17 protein-coding genes and 1 tRNA gene are annotated in these 15,078 nt (G+C 57.4%); 11 read left to right on the top strand and 7 right to left on the bottom strand.

The genetic code is table 11. The annotated features are described in order from the left end of the window. Nucleotides 1-48: 48 nt before the first annotated feature. Nucleotides 49-1,416 (bottom strand): adenylosuccinate lyase, encoded by a 1,368-nt coding sequence (gene purB, locus GH659_RS03295; RefSeq protein WP_153109316.1) that lies wholly within the window; start codon nt 1,414-1,416, stop codon nt 49-51. 171 nt (nt 1,417-1,587) lie between these two features. Here purB and GH659_RS03290 point away from each other — a divergent pair, with 171 nt between their 5' ends. Then, a complete protein-coding gene (locus tag GH659_RS03290; RefSeq protein WP_153109315.1) occupies nt 1,588-2,196 on the top strand; it encodes a glutathione S-transferase in 609 nt (202 codons plus the stop codon). A gap of 81 nt (nt 2,197-2,277) precedes the next feature. Here GH659_RS03290 and mnmA read toward each other — a convergent pair whose 3' ends face one another. From mnmA to GH659_RS03275, 3 genes are read right to left on the bottom strand one after another with little or no spacing between them, the layout of a single operon-like run. Then, a complete protein-coding gene (mnmA, locus tag GH659_RS03285) occupies nt 2,278-3,390 on the bottom strand; it encodes a tRNA 2-thiouridine(34) synthase MnmA (protein ID WP_153109314.1) in 1,113 nt (370 codons plus the stop codon). Then, nucleotides 3,377-3,958 carry a hypothetical protein gene (locus GH659_RS03280; RefSeq protein ID WP_153109313.1) on the bottom strand — a complete coding sequence of 194 codons (582 nt, stop codon included), beginning with the start codon at nt 3,956-3,958 and terminating at the stop codon, nt 3,377-3,379. Before GH659_RS03280 ends, mnmA begins: the two co-directional genes overlap by 14 nt. After that, nucleotides 3,955-4,401, bottom strand: coding sequence for an NUDIX hydrolase (locus GH659_RS03275; protein WP_153109312.1), 447 nt, complete (start codon nt 4,399-4,401; stop codon nt 3,955-3,957). Before GH659_RS03275 ends, GH659_RS03280 begins: the two co-directional genes overlap by 4 nt. A 168-nt stretch (nt 4,402-4,569) precedes the next feature. Between GH659_RS03275 and GH659_RS03270 the strand changes: the two genes are divergently transcribed. The 4 genes from GH659_RS03270 to GH659_RS03255 all read left to right on the top strand — a co-directional run bounded on the left by GH659_RS03270 (nt 4,570) and on the right by GH659_RS03255 (nt 7,676). Further along, nucleotides 4,570-4,755 carry a zinc-finger domain-containing protein gene (locus GH659_RS03270; RefSeq protein WP_153109311.1) on the top strand — a complete coding sequence of 62 codons (186 nt, stop codon included), beginning with the start codon at nt 4,570-4,572 and terminating at the stop codon, nt 4,753-4,755. A gap of 72 nt (nt 4,756-4,827) precedes the next feature. After that, nucleotides 4,828-5,871 (top strand): lipopolysaccharide heptosyltransferase II, encoded by a 1,044-nt coding sequence (gene waaF, locus GH659_RS03265; RefSeq protein ID WP_281349705.1) that lies wholly within the window; start codon nt 4,828-4,830, stop codon nt 5,869-5,871. Continuing rightward, nucleotides 5,868-6,314: a YybH family protein gene (locus GH659_RS03260; protein WP_153109309.1), complete on the top strand. Its 447-nt coding sequence runs from the start codon at nt 5,868-5,870 to the stop codon at nt 6,312-6,314. The genes waaF and GH659_RS03260 overlap by 4 nt, the downstream gene beginning before the upstream one ends. A gap of 99 nt (nt 6,315-6,413) precedes the next feature. Beyond that, nucleotides 6,414-7,676, top strand: a complete 1,263-nt coding sequence (locus tag GH659_RS03255) for an EAL and HDOD domain-containing protein (RefSeq protein ID WP_153109308.1) — start codon at nt 6,414-6,416, stop codon at nt 7,674-7,676. A 46-nt stretch (nt 7,677-7,722) separates the two neighbouring features. Here the strand turns inward: GH659_RS03255 and queD are convergent, their stop codons facing one another. Continuing rightward, a complete protein-coding gene (queD, locus tag GH659_RS03250) occupies nt 7,723-8,166 on the bottom strand; it encodes a 6-carboxytetrahydropterin synthase QueD (RefSeq protein WP_153109307.1) in 444 nt (147 codons plus the stop codon). Nucleotides 8,167-8,261: 95 nt separating this feature from the next. On the opposite strand from queD, the gene GH659_RS03245 reads away from it, so the two are divergent. Next, a complete protein-coding gene (locus GH659_RS03245; protein ID WP_153109306.1) occupies nt 8,262-9,095 on the top strand; it encodes a radical SAM protein in 834 nt (277 codons plus the stop codon). A 42-nt stretch (nt 9,096-9,137) separates the two neighbouring features. Here the strand turns inward: GH659_RS03245 and GH659_RS03240 are convergent, their stop codons facing one another. Further along, on the bottom strand, nt 9,138-9,443 hold the full coding sequence (locus GH659_RS03240; RefSeq protein ID WP_153109305.1) for a helix-turn-helix domain-containing protein: 306 nt from the start codon (nt 9,441-9,443) through the stop codon (nt 9,138-9,140). A 286-nt stretch (nt 9,444-9,729) separates the two neighbouring features. Between GH659_RS03240 and GH659_RS03235 the strand changes: the two genes are divergently transcribed. Both GH659_RS03235 and GH659_RS03230 read left to right on the top strand, forming a co-directional pair. Next, on the top strand, nt 9,730-10,956 hold the full coding sequence (locus tag GH659_RS03235) for an aspartate kinase (protein ID WP_153109304.1): 1,227 nt from the start codon (nt 9,730-9,732) through the stop codon (nt 10,954-10,956). A gap of 49 nt (nt 10,957-11,005) precedes the next feature. Next, nucleotides 11,006-11,099: transfer RNA gene (locus tag GH659_RS03230), tRNA-Ser, on the top strand. A gap of 364 nt (nt 11,100-11,463) precedes the next feature. On the opposite strand, the gene GH659_RS03225 is transcribed toward GH659_RS03230, so the two are convergent. Continuing rightward, entirely contained in the window at nt 11,464-12,072 is a 609-nt protein-coding gene (locus GH659_RS03225; RefSeq protein WP_153109303.1) for a trimeric intracellular cation channel family protein, read from the bottom strand. A gap of 542 nt (nt 12,073-12,614) precedes the next feature. Here GH659_RS03225 and amrB point away from each other — a divergent pair. From amrB to amrS, 3 genes are read left to right on the top strand one after another with little or no spacing between them, the layout of a single operon-like run. Then, nucleotides 12,615-13,439: an AmmeMemoRadiSam system protein B gene (amrB, locus tag GH659_RS14765; protein WP_343030083.1), complete on the top strand. Its 825-nt coding sequence runs from the start codon at nt 12,615-12,617 to the stop codon at nt 13,437-13,439. Further along, complete coding sequence (gene amrA, locus GH659_RS14760) at nt 13,429-13,977, top strand: AmmeMemoRadiSam system protein A (RefSeq protein ID WP_170285809.1); 549 nt, start codon at nt 13,429-13,431, stop codon at nt 13,975-13,977. The genes amrB and amrA overlap by 11 nt, the downstream gene beginning before the upstream one ends. Then, complete coding sequence (gene amrS, locus GH659_RS03215; protein WP_153109302.1) at nt 13,974-15,074, top strand: AmmeMemoRadiSam system radical SAM enzyme; 1,101 nt, start codon at nt 13,974-13,976, stop codon at nt 15,072-15,074. The genes amrA and amrS overlap by 4 nt, the downstream gene beginning before the upstream one ends. Nucleotides 15,075-15,078 lie beyond the last annotated feature (4 nt).

Below are 15,078 nucleotides of genomic sequence, written 5' to 3'. Positions count from 1 at the left end.
TCGTCGTCGCGAATTTCCAAAGACCCGCGACCCGCAGTCAGATTTTGATCAGATCCGGCGCGCCAACTCGGCCGCCTTGCCGGTGTAATCCCACGGCGTCAGCTTGAGCAGTTCCGCTTTGGCCTCGGCGGGAATCTCCAGGGTTTGCACGAAAGCCTGCATTCCGTCGCGGGAAACACGATTGCCACGGGTCAGTTCTTTCAGCTTTTCATAGGGATTGGCAATGCCATAGCGGCGCATCACGGTCTGAATCGGCTCGGCCAGAAGCTCCCAATTAGCATCAAGATCGGCATGCAGACATTCGGCATTGATTTCGAGCTTGTTCAATCCGCGCAAGAGCGAATCGTAAGCAAGCAGCGCATAACCGAACGCCACGCCCATATTGCGCAGCACTGTCGAGTCGGTCAGGTCACGCTGCCAGCGGGAAATCGGCAACTTCTCCGAGAGGTGCTTGAGCACCGCATTCGCCAGGCCGAGGTTGCCTTCCGAATTTTCGAAATCGATCGGATTGACCTTGTGCGGCATCGTCGAAGAGCCAATCTCGCCGGCCTTGAGCTTCTGCTTGAAGAAGCCGAGCGAAATATACGCCCACACATCACGATCGAAATCGATCAGGATGGTGTTGAGGCGGGCAAACGCATCGAACAGTTCGGCCATCGAATCGTGCGGCTCGATCTGAATCGTGTAGGGATTGAATTCAAGACCGAGTGATTCGACAAAGCGCTTGGCGAACGACTCCCAATCGAACCCCGGATAGGCAGCAAGATGGGCGTTGTAATTGCCGACCGCGCCATTGATCTTGCCCAAGAGGCTGACGGCAGAAATACGCGAGACGGCACGCTCGATACGTGCGACGACGTTGGCCAATTCCTTGCCAATCGTCGTCGGCGTCGCCGGCTGGCCGTGCGTACGCGACATCATCGGCACATCAGCTAGCGCATGCGCAAGTTCGCGAAGCCGGCCGCTGACGCGAGCGAGCACAGGCAACATCGCCTCGTCCCGGGCGGTTTTGAGCATCAAGGCATGCGACAGGTTGTTGATATCTTCCGACGTGCAGGCGAAATGGATGAATTCCGAAACGCGCATAACCTCAGGGTTATTCGCCAGTTTCTTCTTGATCCAGTACTCAAGCGCCTTGACGTCATGGTTGGTAACCGCCTCGATTTCCTTGACCTCGGCCGCCTGTTCCGGGCCGAAGCTGGCAACCAGTTGATCCAGTTCCGCCACAGTTGCCGGAGAAAATGCCGGAATCTCGGCAAAATGCGGTTCAGCGGCCAGCGCCTTAAGCCATTCGATCTCGACCTGAAGACGACGACGAATCAGGCCGAACTCCGAAAACTGGGAACGCAACGCATCGACTTTGGCGGCGTAACGGCCATCCAGGGGCGAAAGGGCTGTAAGTGTTGAATGCGACATGAAAATGACCCTTGTAAGTCTTTCCGAACGATTGAAAGAGTCCGGCATTCTAACCGCCGAGCAAATGCACCAGCAAATGAAACCACGTACTGTACGAAGTCACGGACAAGGCGGCTGTTGCGGCAGTGCTATAATTCGCCCGGTTTGGAATCACTGACCGCCAGGAAGCCAATGAAGCTCATCGGATCGCTTACCAGCCCATTCGTCCGCAAGGTACGCGTGGTTTTGTCTGAAAAGAAAATCGAATACGAATTCGGACTCGACTCCCCGTGGTCAGGGGACACGCAGGTTCCCGATTTCAACCCGCTGGGCAAAGTGCCGGTTCTGCTCCTCGACGACGACACCGCCCTCTTTGACTCGCGCGTTATCTGCGAATATCTCGACAACGTTGCGCCAAACAACAAATTGATGCCTGCCACCAACCGGGAACGCACCGAGGTCAAGCGCTGGGAAGCCTTGGCCGATGGCGTGTGCGAGGCCGCAGGCAACATCTTCCTCGAAAGGAAGCGCCCCGCGGAACAGCAAAGCGCCGACTGGATCGTCCGGCAAGAAAGCAAGATCATCCGCGGACTCGACTACATGTCGGACGAACTGGGCGAAAACGCCTGGTGCATGGGCACGCATTTCACCCTGGCCGACATCGCCTCCGGATGTGCGCTCGGTTATCTGGCTTTCCGCTCCCCGGAAATCGACTGGAACGTCAAACACCCCAATCTCTCCCGCTTCTACGACAAGATCATGCAGCGCGCGGCGTTTGTGGAAACAATCCCGCAAGGCTAATTTCCGGCCCCAGAACAACGGGGAAAAACAAAAAAAGCACGGAGCGAAACGCCGTGCTTTTTTTGCCTCCAAATCAGGCCGTCAAACGATGATGCCACCCCCAAGACAGACGCGGCTTTCGTAAATAACGACCGACTGCCCGGGCGTCACCGCCCATTGCGACTCGGCAAAGCGGATCTGGCAACCCTTTTCGTCAACGTGCTCGATCTCGCAAGGCGCGTCTGCTTGCCGGTAACGGGTCTTGGCGCAGTAGACCCAATGCGTATGCGGCGCAGCACCGGACACCCATGAGAGTTGATCAGCCCTGAGCTCATCGGACAACAGCGCCGGATGGTCATGCCCCTGCACCACATACAACACATTGCGCGCCATATCCTTGCGCGCCACAAACCACGCGTCATGATCCCCGGAAGCGCTTCCCTTGCCGCCTTTCACGCCGCCGATCTGCAGCCCCTTGCGCTGACCGATCGTGTGGTAAGTCAACCCATCGTGCTCACCGAGCACGCGGTCGTCGTCCAGGCAGCGGATTTCGCCTTTCTTCGGCGGCACATAGCGCATCAGGAAGTCCTTGAACGGCCGCTCGCCGATGAAACAGATGCCGGTCGAGTCTTTTTTGAGCGCTACGTGCAATCCGGCTTCCTCGGCCATTTTGCGCACATCGCGCTTATAGAGATCGGCCAGCGGGAACAACGCTTTTGAGAGCTGTTGCTGGTTCAAGCGGTGCAGGAAATAGCTCTGGTCCTTGGTGCCGTCTTCCGCCTTGAGCAACTGGAACTTGCCGTCGAACTCGCGCACGCCGGCATAATGGCCGGTCGCAATCCGCTCGGCCCCAAGCTTCAGCGCGTGATCCAGAAAAGCACGGAATTTGATTTCCGAATTGCACAGCACGTCCGGATTCGGCGTGCGGCCGGCTTGGTATTCCTTGAGGAACTCGGCAAAAACACGTTCCTTGTATTCTTTGGCGAAATTCACCACCTCGACGTCGATACCGATCTTGTCGGCAACGCTCATCACGTCGATCAGATCCTGCCGTGAGGAACAATATTCCTCGGTATCGTCGTCTTCCCAATTTTTCATGAACAGGCCGACCACGTTCCAGCCCTGCTGCTTCAACAGCAGCGCAGCAACGGACGAATCAACGCCGCCGGACAAACCGACGACCACCGTCTTACCTTTATTCTCATTCGTCGACATTCGGACTTTCTCCTGCAAACCACTCCGTGAGCGGCATTACCACGGCCGGACGGCCGTTATCAAAAAACCATGAATCAACCGCAAACCTTTGAGCGGAGTCAGCGTTTTCACCTGGCACTGTCATTTCCTCGATCCGGGCGGAAAAATGCTGAAAAAACAAGAGCCGCGTTCGCAAGGCCGGTTCCAGCACACGATGGAACTTCAACCAGCCGCGGCCTTCCAGAAGGCGCAACAGACGCGTCGTGGTTGTCGAATGATCGATGCAGTCCATCCGGCCATAAACACCGTCATCGGCAAGATTGCCGCCCTTGTCGGCAGAAATGGGCGACTGCTGGCCGGCCCATCCAAGCAGATAACCGATGGACATCCCAAGCATCGCCCGCTCATGCAAGGCATCCGGCGCAGTGACGAGCATCTGCCGAATTTCTTCCAACTGGCGCTCGTTGAAGACAACTTCCGCTTCCGCAAGGCAGCCATAGTTGTAGCAAACCTTGACGTGCTCGACGCCCGAGGCCAGCGCGGGCAACAACATCGCGACGCAAAGCAGCAGCGCTCTCAGACCGCTCATTCGTAATGGGTGATCAGTTCCAGCGGGTAGCGCTTTCCGTCCAGCCAATCCTCGATACAGCGCAGAATCAAAGGACTCCGGTGCTGCGCCTGATTGGCGCGTATTTCATCCAGGGTCAGCCAGCGCGCCGCGATAATCCCATCGTCAAGCGGACGATCGATGTCGTGGCCGGAAATGTCGCCACCGAACGCAAAACGCAGATAGGTGATGTCCTTCCGTTCATGGCGCCAGTTGTACACACCGACGAGATACTGCGGAACGAAGTGATAGCCGGTTTCTTCCAGCGCTTCGCGCACGCTGGCCTCGGTTAGCGCTTCAAAGCACTCCAGATGGCCGGCCGGCTGGTTGAAACGGACGCCCTCCTCGGTTTGCTCTTCGACGAGCAGGAATTTCCCATCCCGCTCAATGACGGCCGCAACGGTGACATGAGGCATCCAGACCATGTAATACGCCTTGTACTCGGATAAAAACGGATATTTTACCGCCATCCGGCAGACGAAATCGGCTAGAATTTGGCTCGTTTTTTTGCTGGAAACGCCGTCCGCTGGCCGAATCAGCGCGATGCCACCGCGTCCCCACTCAACCATCACGACGCTTACAGGATACCCATCATGGCCGACAAGCTGACCGTTGAAATCACCGCCCAGGACCTGCCGCTGCACTGCCCCATGCCGAACACACCGGTCTGGAACATGCACCCGCGCGTATTCCTCGATGTAATTCACACCGGCGAAGCCGTGTGTCCGTATTGCAACACCCATTACGTTCTCAAGGGCGAGGCCCCGAAAGGGCATTAAAGCCATCACGACAGACAAACGCGGAGAAACGACGTGAGGAGCAAAGCCCCCGAAAAAAACGCGACCGCTTCTATCCCGCCCTCCGCCCACTTCAAGCATCGTACACTCGTCGTCGCCCCCTCCTGGATTGGCGACACGATAATGGCGCAGCCGCTTTTCATGCGCTTGCACAAGAACATCCCCGACTCGCAACTCGATGTCCTGGCACCGCCTTGGGTTGCGCCCGTTTTGAGGCGCATGCCGGAAGTCAGCGAAATCGTCGACAATCCTTTCGCACACGGCGAACTTTCGCTCCGCGCGCGTTACCGCTTGGCGCGGCAACTGGCGCAAAACAAATACGAGCGCGCCTACGTTCTGCCCAATTCGCTCAAATCGGCGCTGATTCCGTTTCTCGCCGGTATCCCCGAACGCATTGGCTTTACCGGCGAGTCGCGCTACGGACTGATCAACAGCCGCCACTCACTCGACAAGGCGGCATTACCGCAAATGGTCGAGCGCTTCGCCCAACTGGCACAGGCACCGGGCACTCCATTGCAGCGCCCGGTCGAGCAGCCACGCCTCGTCTCAACACCTGAACAGCAGGCAGAAACTCTTGCTGCGGTAGGCACGGAGCGTCCGACCAAGGTGGCCGTATTCTGCCCGGGTGCCGAATACGGTCCGGCCAAACGCTGGCCAGCGCGCCATTTCGCGTCACTGGCCGATGAACTTGTACAACGCGGTTACATCATCTGGTTGCTTGGTTCGGGGAAAGACAAGGCGGTTGGCGATGAGATCATCCGGCTCGCTCGCTCCCAACCGGGTGCGTTGCGTAATTTTTGCGGTGAAACATCACTCTCGCAGGCGATTGACCTGATCGCCGTTGCCACGCTCGTCGTCTGCAACGATTCCGGCCTGATGCACGTAACGGCCAGCCTCGACCGGCCCCTCGTCGCCCTCTACGGCTCATCGTCTCCAGGATTCACGCCGCCGCTCTCGGATCAAGCGACGATTCTGAGTCTCCAACTCAAATGCAGTCCGTGCTTTAAACGCGAATGCCCGCTTGGGCACCTCAACTGCCTGAACAAGCTGGAACCACAACGCGTACTTGAGGCCTGTTTGAAGGAAATCACGCCATGACCTTCGTTTTCGCCACCGCCGAAGACGCTGAAGAAGCATTTTATGAAGCGATTGGACGATCCGATCTGGATACGCTGATGAGCGTCTGGGCGGACGATGAGGAAATCGTCTGCATTCATCCGACCGGTCAGCGCCTAAGCGGCGCAACAGCCATCCGCGAAAGCTGGCAAAACATCTTCGCCACCAATCCGTCTTTCAATGTCCGCGTCACGCACCAGGTACGCTGGGAAAGCGTGTTGATCGCCGTGCACAGCATCGTCGAGACATTATGCCTCGGCGACGACCCGAGCCAGCACGGCCCGATGCTGTCTACCAACGTTTTCATTCGCGGCGCAAACGGCTGGCGACTTCTCTCCCGCCACACCTCGGCGGCGGCAGACGCCCTTGGGGACGACACCGCCGCATTCGAGCCGCACAGCAGCAGTCGCCATACACTGCACTAGAATCCGGGGCAGCACTGCTGCTCGCCTGGGCCAACAATCTGGCCCGGGAAGTCTCATGACGTTTTGCTTGTTCGCCACTCGTTACCACACCGATAAAAAATGCCAGACCCACAAAGTTCGCACGTATTCCTTGGCCGCCAACCGATTCTCGGACGAGAACAACAGCTGCTTGCCTACGAATTGCTTTTTCGCGACGGCATGATCGTCACCGGCAATCGGGCCGACGTCATGGACGCGACCCAGGCAACCGCAACAGTCATCGCGAACGCTTTCAGCGAGCTATCCACACAGGACGTACTGGGCCCCTATCGCGGCTTCATCAATGTCGACACCGAACTCTTGTTCAGCGACCTGATCGAAGCCCTGCCGCCACAACTCGTTGTCCTCGAAATTCTTGAAAGCGTCGATCCGGGTGAGGCATGCATCGAACGCTGCCGGCAACTGCGCGAGAAAGGGTTTTCGCTGGCGATCGACGACGTGGTCAATTTTGAGGAACGATATCGGCCGCTCCTTGAGATCGCCGACATCATCAAAATCGACCTTCTGGAGCAAGATGAACCACGCCTGCGCGAACTCGTTGGCCATCTCAAGAAATTCGGCAAAAAATTGCTGGCAGAAAAAGTCGAAACAGCCGAACAGTTTGCACTCTGCCAGGAGCTCGGATTCGACCTCTTTCAGGGCTACTTCTTTGCCAAACCTAAAGTCATCGTTGGCAAGAAACTAACGCCTTCGCAGCAAACCCTGCTCCGGATCCTCGCGCTCGTCATGGAAGACGCCGATACCAGCGAGATCGAAAACGCCTTCAAGCTGGAACCCGGCCTTACCGTCAACATGTTGCGCCTGACGAACTCGGTCAGCAGCGGATTACAGACTCACATCACCTCGTTGCGCCACGCCATCACCATCCTCGGTCGCCGTCAGCTGCAGCGCTGGCTGCAATTGCTGATCTTCACCGACCCGAAAGACAAAACACAGAGCATCACCCCATTGATCCAGCTCGCCGCCACACGCGGCCGTCTGATGGAACTGCTCGCTGAGCGGATCGCGCCGCGTAACCGCGAGTTTGCCGACCAGGCATTCATGGTTGGCATCATGTCGCTGATGCCGACACTTCTGTGCTTGCCAATGCCGGATATTCTTGCCCAACTCCCCGTCGCACAACGCGTCCGGATGGCCCTTGAAAACCGGGCCGGGCAGCATGGTCTGTTGCTCTGCATCGCCGAAGCCACGGAAGCAACTGATCCGACGGAGGTCGGTACAGCGCTCAAGCGCCTGCCGGGGATCAGCGTCGAACAACTTGAAACCAGTCTCGCCCAAGCCCTCGCCTGGGCCAACAGGCTGGGTACCGAGAAAGATTGCTGAAACCAGAGAAGGCCAGCGATACGCATCCAGCCGGAAGAGAGCGAACCTATTTGCGGACCGCATCCACCCAGCAATTAGGCGTCTCGAACAGACGCACCCGCTCCAGACGCAAGTAATTGCCGTAGGAATCGTGGTAGACCTCGTCGAGGATCGCGAATGCCTTTTCGGCCAGATTCTCAGCCGTGGGAATACAGTCGAGGACAACCGTCTTGTGGCCCGGCATCGAGCGCAAAAACTCGACAACCGGCGTATCCCCCTCATACACCAGGAAAGAATGATCCCAGAGATCAACAAGATGCCGCTGTGCCAGCGACTTGATCTCGGAGAAGTCCATTACCATGCCATTCGCCGGATCGCCGGGCACAGCGATGATATTTCCTTGAAGGGTGATTTCGATCGCATAGCGATGTCCATGCAAATGCCGGCACTGACTCAGATGGTCGGGGATGCGATGACCCGCATCGAATTCAAGGCGGCGAGTGACGAACATGTGAAAAAAATCCAGAAGAAAGGCAGCGCTGGATTATATCATTCCCATCGGCCGCCTTTTTTTGCACACAGCACCGCCACCTCCGAACGTCGATCATGCTGAATACCCAAAACCATAGCCGCGACAGCGCAGGACTCAAATACATTTACCCGGTCGTTTCTCGACGCGCCGGTGGATTGTCGATCGGCATCAACCTGAACGTCAATAACGCCTGCAACTGGGCGTGCATCTACTGCCAAGTCCCCAATCTCACCCGTGGTGGCCCTCCCCCGGTCGATCTCGACCTTCTGGAGAACGAACTCAGACAGTTCGTCAGCCAAGTCATCAACGGCGACTACCTGTCCATCAACACCCCTCCGGAATACCGGCGACTTGTTGACATTGCCTTTTCAGGCAACGGCGAACCTACGAGCGCATGCGAATTCCCCGAAGCGGTCGAACGCGTTGAAAGGGTCATCCATGAATTCGGACTACAGAAACAACTGCCAATCCGCCTGATTACCAACGGCAGCCTCGTTCACCGCCCCGCAGTGCAAGCCGGCATTTCGAGAATCGGCGCCATGGGAGGAGAAGTGTGGTTCAAACTGGACCGCGCCACACCGGCCGGGATCGAAACCGTTAATGGAATTCGCGTCTCGGTCGAAAAAACAAAGAAATCGCTCGAACAGTGCTGTGCGTTGGCGCCGACGTGGATACAAACCTGTTTGTTTGCCATTGACGGCAACGCGCCGAACGAACACGAAATTGCGGCTTACCTTGACCTGCTCTCCACCTTCGCGGGAAAGATTCAAGGCGTCCACCTCTACGGACTCGCCCGCCCCTCTATGCAACCACAAAAAGAAAGGCTATCCGCATTGCCTGCGGATAGCCTCGAATGTTTGGCACGACAGATCAATCAGTTGGGCATCAAAACAACCGTCAGTCTCTAAGCCACATTCCCAACATAAAAACTCAGCGACGACTTACGCCGCTTAAACCGTCTTCCGCCAAGCCTTCGCACTCTTCTTCAAGCTCTTGAAAAGCTCAGGATCCTGGCTCTTCAGATACTCGACGACATCCACGTCATCACGCTTGATCTTCTGAATATCAACTTGTTCGACATGGACAAGACGAAGCAACTCGCGAACGGGACGTGGCATATTTCGCCCGCTTTCATAACGCGATCCGCCACTTTGGGTCACGCCGATCTTCGACCAGAATTGTTGTTGATTCAAACCAAGTTTGCGCCGAATCTCGCGCGGTTCGATCTTCTCTGCAGTTTTGGTAGTGGTGTTCATGTCAGTCCTTTCAAGGAGTTTCGCCGTCGACGGCTTGCTTTAATGCAACAATTTCGCCCCAGATTCGTTCGCAGAAACACCTGATGAACCCCGGTCTCCACGACTTTCTATATATAACTTTCGTTATAGCAGAAGAAGTATAGAATAATCATACGAGCAATTGCAAGTGGCATTTAATAAGACTGAATGACTACTTCACCGTGCTCTTCGAATCCCTGAAAGACCTTTACGTTTCAAGCCCATGCTGTAAAATCTGGCTCCTTCGTAATCAACACTTGGATTTTGAATGGCTCTGATAGTTCAAAAATTCGGCGGGACGTCGGTCGCAACGACAGAACGTATCAAGAACGTCGCCAAAAGGGTTGCCCGGTGGAAAGCACAAGGCCATGACATCATCGTCGTACCCTCCGCCATGTCCGGCGAGACAAACCGCCTGATCGCCCTGGCCAAGGAAATTTCGCCCTCCCCCGCGCCTCGCGAACTTGACGTCATTGCATCGACCGGCGAACAAGTCACTATCGGGCTCCTCGCCCTGGCCTTACAGGAAGAAGGGCTAAAGGCGAAAAGTTATACCGGCCCTCAAGTCAAGGTTTTGACAGATAGCACCTTCACCAAAGCACGCATCCTTCAAATTGACGACAAGCGAATTCGTGACGATCTCGCCGACGGCAACGTTGTCGTCGTCGCCGGTTTTCAAGGAGCCGACGAGTGGGGAAACATCACCACACTTGGCCGCGGCGGCTCCGACACTTCAGCCGTAGCCTTGGCCGCCGCGCTCAAGGCCGACGAGTGCCAGATTTACACCGATGTAGACGGTGTTTACACAACGGATCCCCGGGTTGAACCGGACGCACGCAAGCTCGACAAAATTACCTTTGAAGAAATGCTCGAGATGGCCAGCCTTGGCTCAAAGGTCCTGCAAATCCGCTCCGTCGAGTTCGCCGGCAAATACAAAGTCAAACTGCGTGTGCTCTCCAGCTTCCAGGATGAAGGCGAAGGCACACTGATAACCGTTGAGGAAGACAAGCAAATGGAACAACCGATCATCTCCGGCATCGCCTTCAATCGTGACGAAGCCAAGCTTACCGTGCTCGGCGTCCCCGACCGCCCCGGCATCGCTTACCAGATTCTCGGCCCGATCGCCGACGCCAATATCGACGTCGACATGATCATCCAAAACATCGGCCATGACGGAACCACGGACTTCTCCTTCACCGTCAATCGCGGGGAATACGGCAAAGCTGAAGCCATCCTGAAAGAAACAACCTCCAAGCTGGGAGCACGAGGCGTCACCGGTGACAGCAAGATTTGCAAGGTTTCCGCCGTTGGCGTTGGCATGCGCTCCCACCCAGGCGTTGCCAGCAAAATGTTCAGCGCACTCGGCGCGGAAGGTATCAATCTTCAGATGATTTCCACGTCCGAAATCAAGATTTCCGTTGTCCTTGAGGAAAAGTATCTTGAACTGGCCGTTCGTGTCCTGCACAAAGCCTTCGGCCTTGAGAAAGCCAACTGACGTTTTTATTTGACCGGACAAAAAAGAAAGGCTATTATCGCGCCCTTCCGGAGACGTGGCCGAGAGGTCGAAGGCACTCCCCTGCTAAGGGAGCATACGCGCTAAAACGTGTATCGAGGGTTCGAATCCCTCCGTCTCCGCCAAAACAACAAAAAAGCCCTTGTTTATCAAGGGCTTTTTTGTTTTTGACGCGTCATCCATCAAGCAGCCCGTCATTCTGAAAAGGCTAAGCCCGGTACAACCCAATCCAGCCCCGCTAATTTGGGCAGGCTTTCGACGCAGCCCATCGCTTGCCTCCACGCCACCCTGTACAAGTACAAATCCTCGGCGGTCCGGCAGAAGCCACACAACAACGCTGCCCATTTTTCAGGCACCACAAAAAAACCTTTTCGCGACAATGAGCTACGCGAGTTATCCACGCGTTGCTAACAGCCTTGCCCAAGGGGACTGGGGAAAGACTCACAAACGGCTGAACGGGCGGGCGACAGCCCCCCATTGGCGTTTCAATCAATGCCGGGAAACAGGTAGAACCCAGTTCCAGCGCACGGACGCCAGACGGAGCGCGGTAATGCCGGCAATCGTGATCCACGCGGCGGCATCGCCGGGCAGCGGCAAATGAGAGAGCCAGAAATAGAAATAGCAGCCGACAAAGGCGCAGGTCGCATAGAGGGGCGTTTGCTGAAACAGGGACGGCAGCTCGTTGCATAGCACGTCGCGGATGACGCCGCCAAACGTGCCCGTGATGGTTCCCATCAACGCGGCGATGAATGTCGAGGTGCCGGCCTCCAGCGCATAGCCTGCGCCGGCAATGCTGAACAAGCCAAGCCCGAGCGCGTCGGCAATGAGCAGAAAGCTCTGTGGAAACCGTCCCGTGGCAGGGACAAGCGCAAAAAACGTCGCCAATCCCAGGATCGCAATGGCGTAGATATCGTGCTCGATCCAGAAGAGCGGCGTTCGATCGAGCAGCAGGTCGCGCAGCGTTCCGCCGCCAAAAGCGGCCACCAAGGCGACGACAAACAAACCGACCAGATCCATGTCGCGCCGTCGCGCCTCGATAAGGCCGGAAAGTGCGAAGGCGAAGACACCGACCGCCTCGACCAACTTAAACAAGTTCATATTTGCAGGCACTCATAAGGCCGTCTGGCGGAAGAAACAAGGCGACTGCGCTGCAAATGCGCCAAATCAATGAGCGGCAACAAGGGGATTTGTCGCGCCGCCCACTACTCACCGGCTCACCTACTTTGCATCGACAACGAACACCGTCATCCCGACGGTGCGAAAAACGCCATATCTTGCTCTATGCCTGTCCATCCAGGAATCAACGGCATCCAAGGTCAGATTTTTCGCCAAGACTTCTCCGGTCCATCGGCTTACAACTGAGTACATTATTTGCGCCTTCCAATAATCCCAAAGAACAACCAACAATTCTGATGGAAACCACGCCCGGCCATCATCGGCACGGGACATCAAGGCAGAAATTTTATGGCGTGGGATGCATGCAAACTGTTACATACGTTCAGTTTTTTCGTAACCGTTTGTAGAAAAATATTTACCTGCGATTACCCGTCGGCGGAACCACGAGGATGCAACAAGCGATGTGCCTTGTTTTGCCCTCCCCCGTTTCATATATTGAGCCGAGGAGGGACCACGTTATGGCCATGCATATTCGACCTGCCGCCGTGGCAGGGCTGTTCTATCCCGACGCAAGTGGCTTTCTGAGTGGTGAAATCACCCAACTGTTTGCGGAATCCGGGCAAAAGGCTGCGAAATCGCGGCTCCGCCCGAAAGCCATCATTGCCCCGCATGCCGGCTATGTTTATTCGGGACCGATCGCGGCCAGCGTTTACGCCACTCTGGAAGGCGTGCGCGACGTTGTGCGGCGCGTCATCCTGCTCGGCCCCACGCACCGGGTCGCCGTCGATGGTCTGGCGGTGCCATCGTACGACGCCTTCTCGACCCCCCTCGGAACCGTCCGCATCGACAAGGCCGGCATCAAGGCGATCTCTGACCTGCCGCAAGTCGTGCTGAGCGACGAGGCACACGCGCTGGAACATTCGCTGGAGGTTCAGCTGCCCTTCCTGCAGTCGGTGCTCGACGATTTTTCGCTCGTACCGCTCGCCGTGGGCCAAGCCTCGCCGTTCGAAGTCAACGAAGTCATCGAACGACTCTGGGGCGGCGACGAAACACTGATCGTCGTCAGTTCCGATCTCTCGCACTATCTCTCGTACGAGGATGCACGCCAGATCGACACCCAGACGGCGCAGCGTATCCTCAACTTCTGCCCGACGATCAACCACTACCAGGCGTGCGGAGCGACCCCGGTCAACGGGCTTCTGCTGGCCGCCCGCCAACACGGTCTGCGTGCTGTCCAGCTCGACCTGCGCAACTCCGGCGACACCTCGGGAGACAAATCGCGCGTCGTCGGCTACGGAGCTTTTGCCTTTGTCGAACCCGCGCATGGAGGCAACCAACATGCCCATTGACCCGCTTGGACATGCCTTGCTCACCATCGCCCGCAACGCCATCGAAAAAGCGTTCGGCATGAAATGCCAGACAGTGACGCCGCATCCCGATCTGTCGCAGCCGGGCGCAACCTTCGTGACGCTGATGGAAAACGGCGAGTTGCGCGGCTGCATCGGCAGCCTTGAAGCGCACCGGCCGCTGGCGACCGACGTCGCCGAAAATGCGTATGCGGCGGCTTTTCAGGACCCGCGCTTCGAGCCGCTGCGCCAGGACGAACTTCCCCAGACGCGGGTTGAAGTCTCACTGCTCGAAACTCCCCAGACGCTGCAATTTGCCGACGAAACGGAAGCCCTCGCCCAGTTGTGCCCGGGCGTCGACGGCCTGATTCTCTGCCTTGGGCGTCGCCGCGCCACTTTTCTGCCGCAAGTCTGGGAGACGTTACCGGAACCGTGTCAATTCATGGCCTATCTAAAGCGTAAGGCCGGATTACCGCCTGATTTCTGGGACAACCGCATCACCCTTGCCCGCTACGGCGTGCAGAAATGGAAAGAGAAATGAAAACGCCCGAATCAGCGCACCCCGGGCGCTGGTGGCATCCTCTGCCCATCGAGGAAGGCAAGCCCGTCCGCATCCAGTGCGATCTCTGCCCACGTGACTGCAAGCTGCACGAGGGGCAACGTGGCGCCTGTTTCGTCCGGCAAAATATCGGCGGACAAATGGTGCTGACCACCTACGGCCGCTCGTCGGGCTTCTGCATCGACCCGATCGAGAAAAAGCCGCTGAATCATTTTTACCCGGGTTCGTCGGTCCTCTCGTTCGGCACGGCCGGCTGCAATCTGGCCTGCAAGTTCTGCCAGAACTGGGACATCTCCAAATCGAAGGACATGGACCGGTTGATGGACGCCGCGACCCCGGAAGGCATCGCCGAAGCGGCCGTCGCGTATGGTGCGCAATCCGTGGCATTCACCTACAACGACCCGGTGATCTTCGCCGAGTACGCCATCGACACGGCCGAAGCCTGCCACCTGCGCAACATCAACACGGTTGCCGTCACCGCCGGCTACATTCACGCCGAACCGGCCAAGGAATTCTTCGCCGTCATGGATGCCGCCAACGTCGATCTCAAGGGCTTCACCGACGAGTTTTACGTCAAGCTGTGCGGCGGACACCTGCAACCGGTGCTCGACACGCTCACCTACATCCACCACGAAACCGACTGCTGGCTGGAAATCACCACCCTGTTGATTCCCGGCCAGAACGACTCGGCTGCCGAAATCAAGGCGCTGTCCGACTGGGTGGCGCACGAATTGGGGCCGGACGTGCCGCTGCATTTTTCCGCGTTCCATCCGGACTGGAAAATGGACGAGCTGCCGCCAACACCGCCGTCGACGCTGACCCTCGCGCGCAACATCGCCATGGACGCCGGGCTGCACTACGTTTACACCGGCAACGTGCACGACACCGAAGGCGACACCACGTTTTGCCCGACCTGCGGCGCCGCGCTGATCGTGCGCGACTGGTACGTAATCCGGCGCTACGACCTGCCCGAAGACGGCCGCTGCCCGCACTGCCAGACGCCGATTGCCGGGCGCTTCGGCAAGTTCGGCAAGCCGTTCGGCTCCCGGCGCATTCCAGTCTGGCTGGCGCGCCGCTAGGAAA

Origin of the sequence: Propionivibrio limicola, assembly GCF_009469695.1 — a bacterium.
In the GTDB taxonomy this organism is placed as follows: domain Bacteria; phylum Pseudomonadota; class Gammaproteobacteria; order Burkholderiales; family Rhodocyclaceae; genus Propionivibrio; species Propionivibrio limicola.
This window is presented reverse-complemented; position numbering and strand designations above follow the sequence as displayed.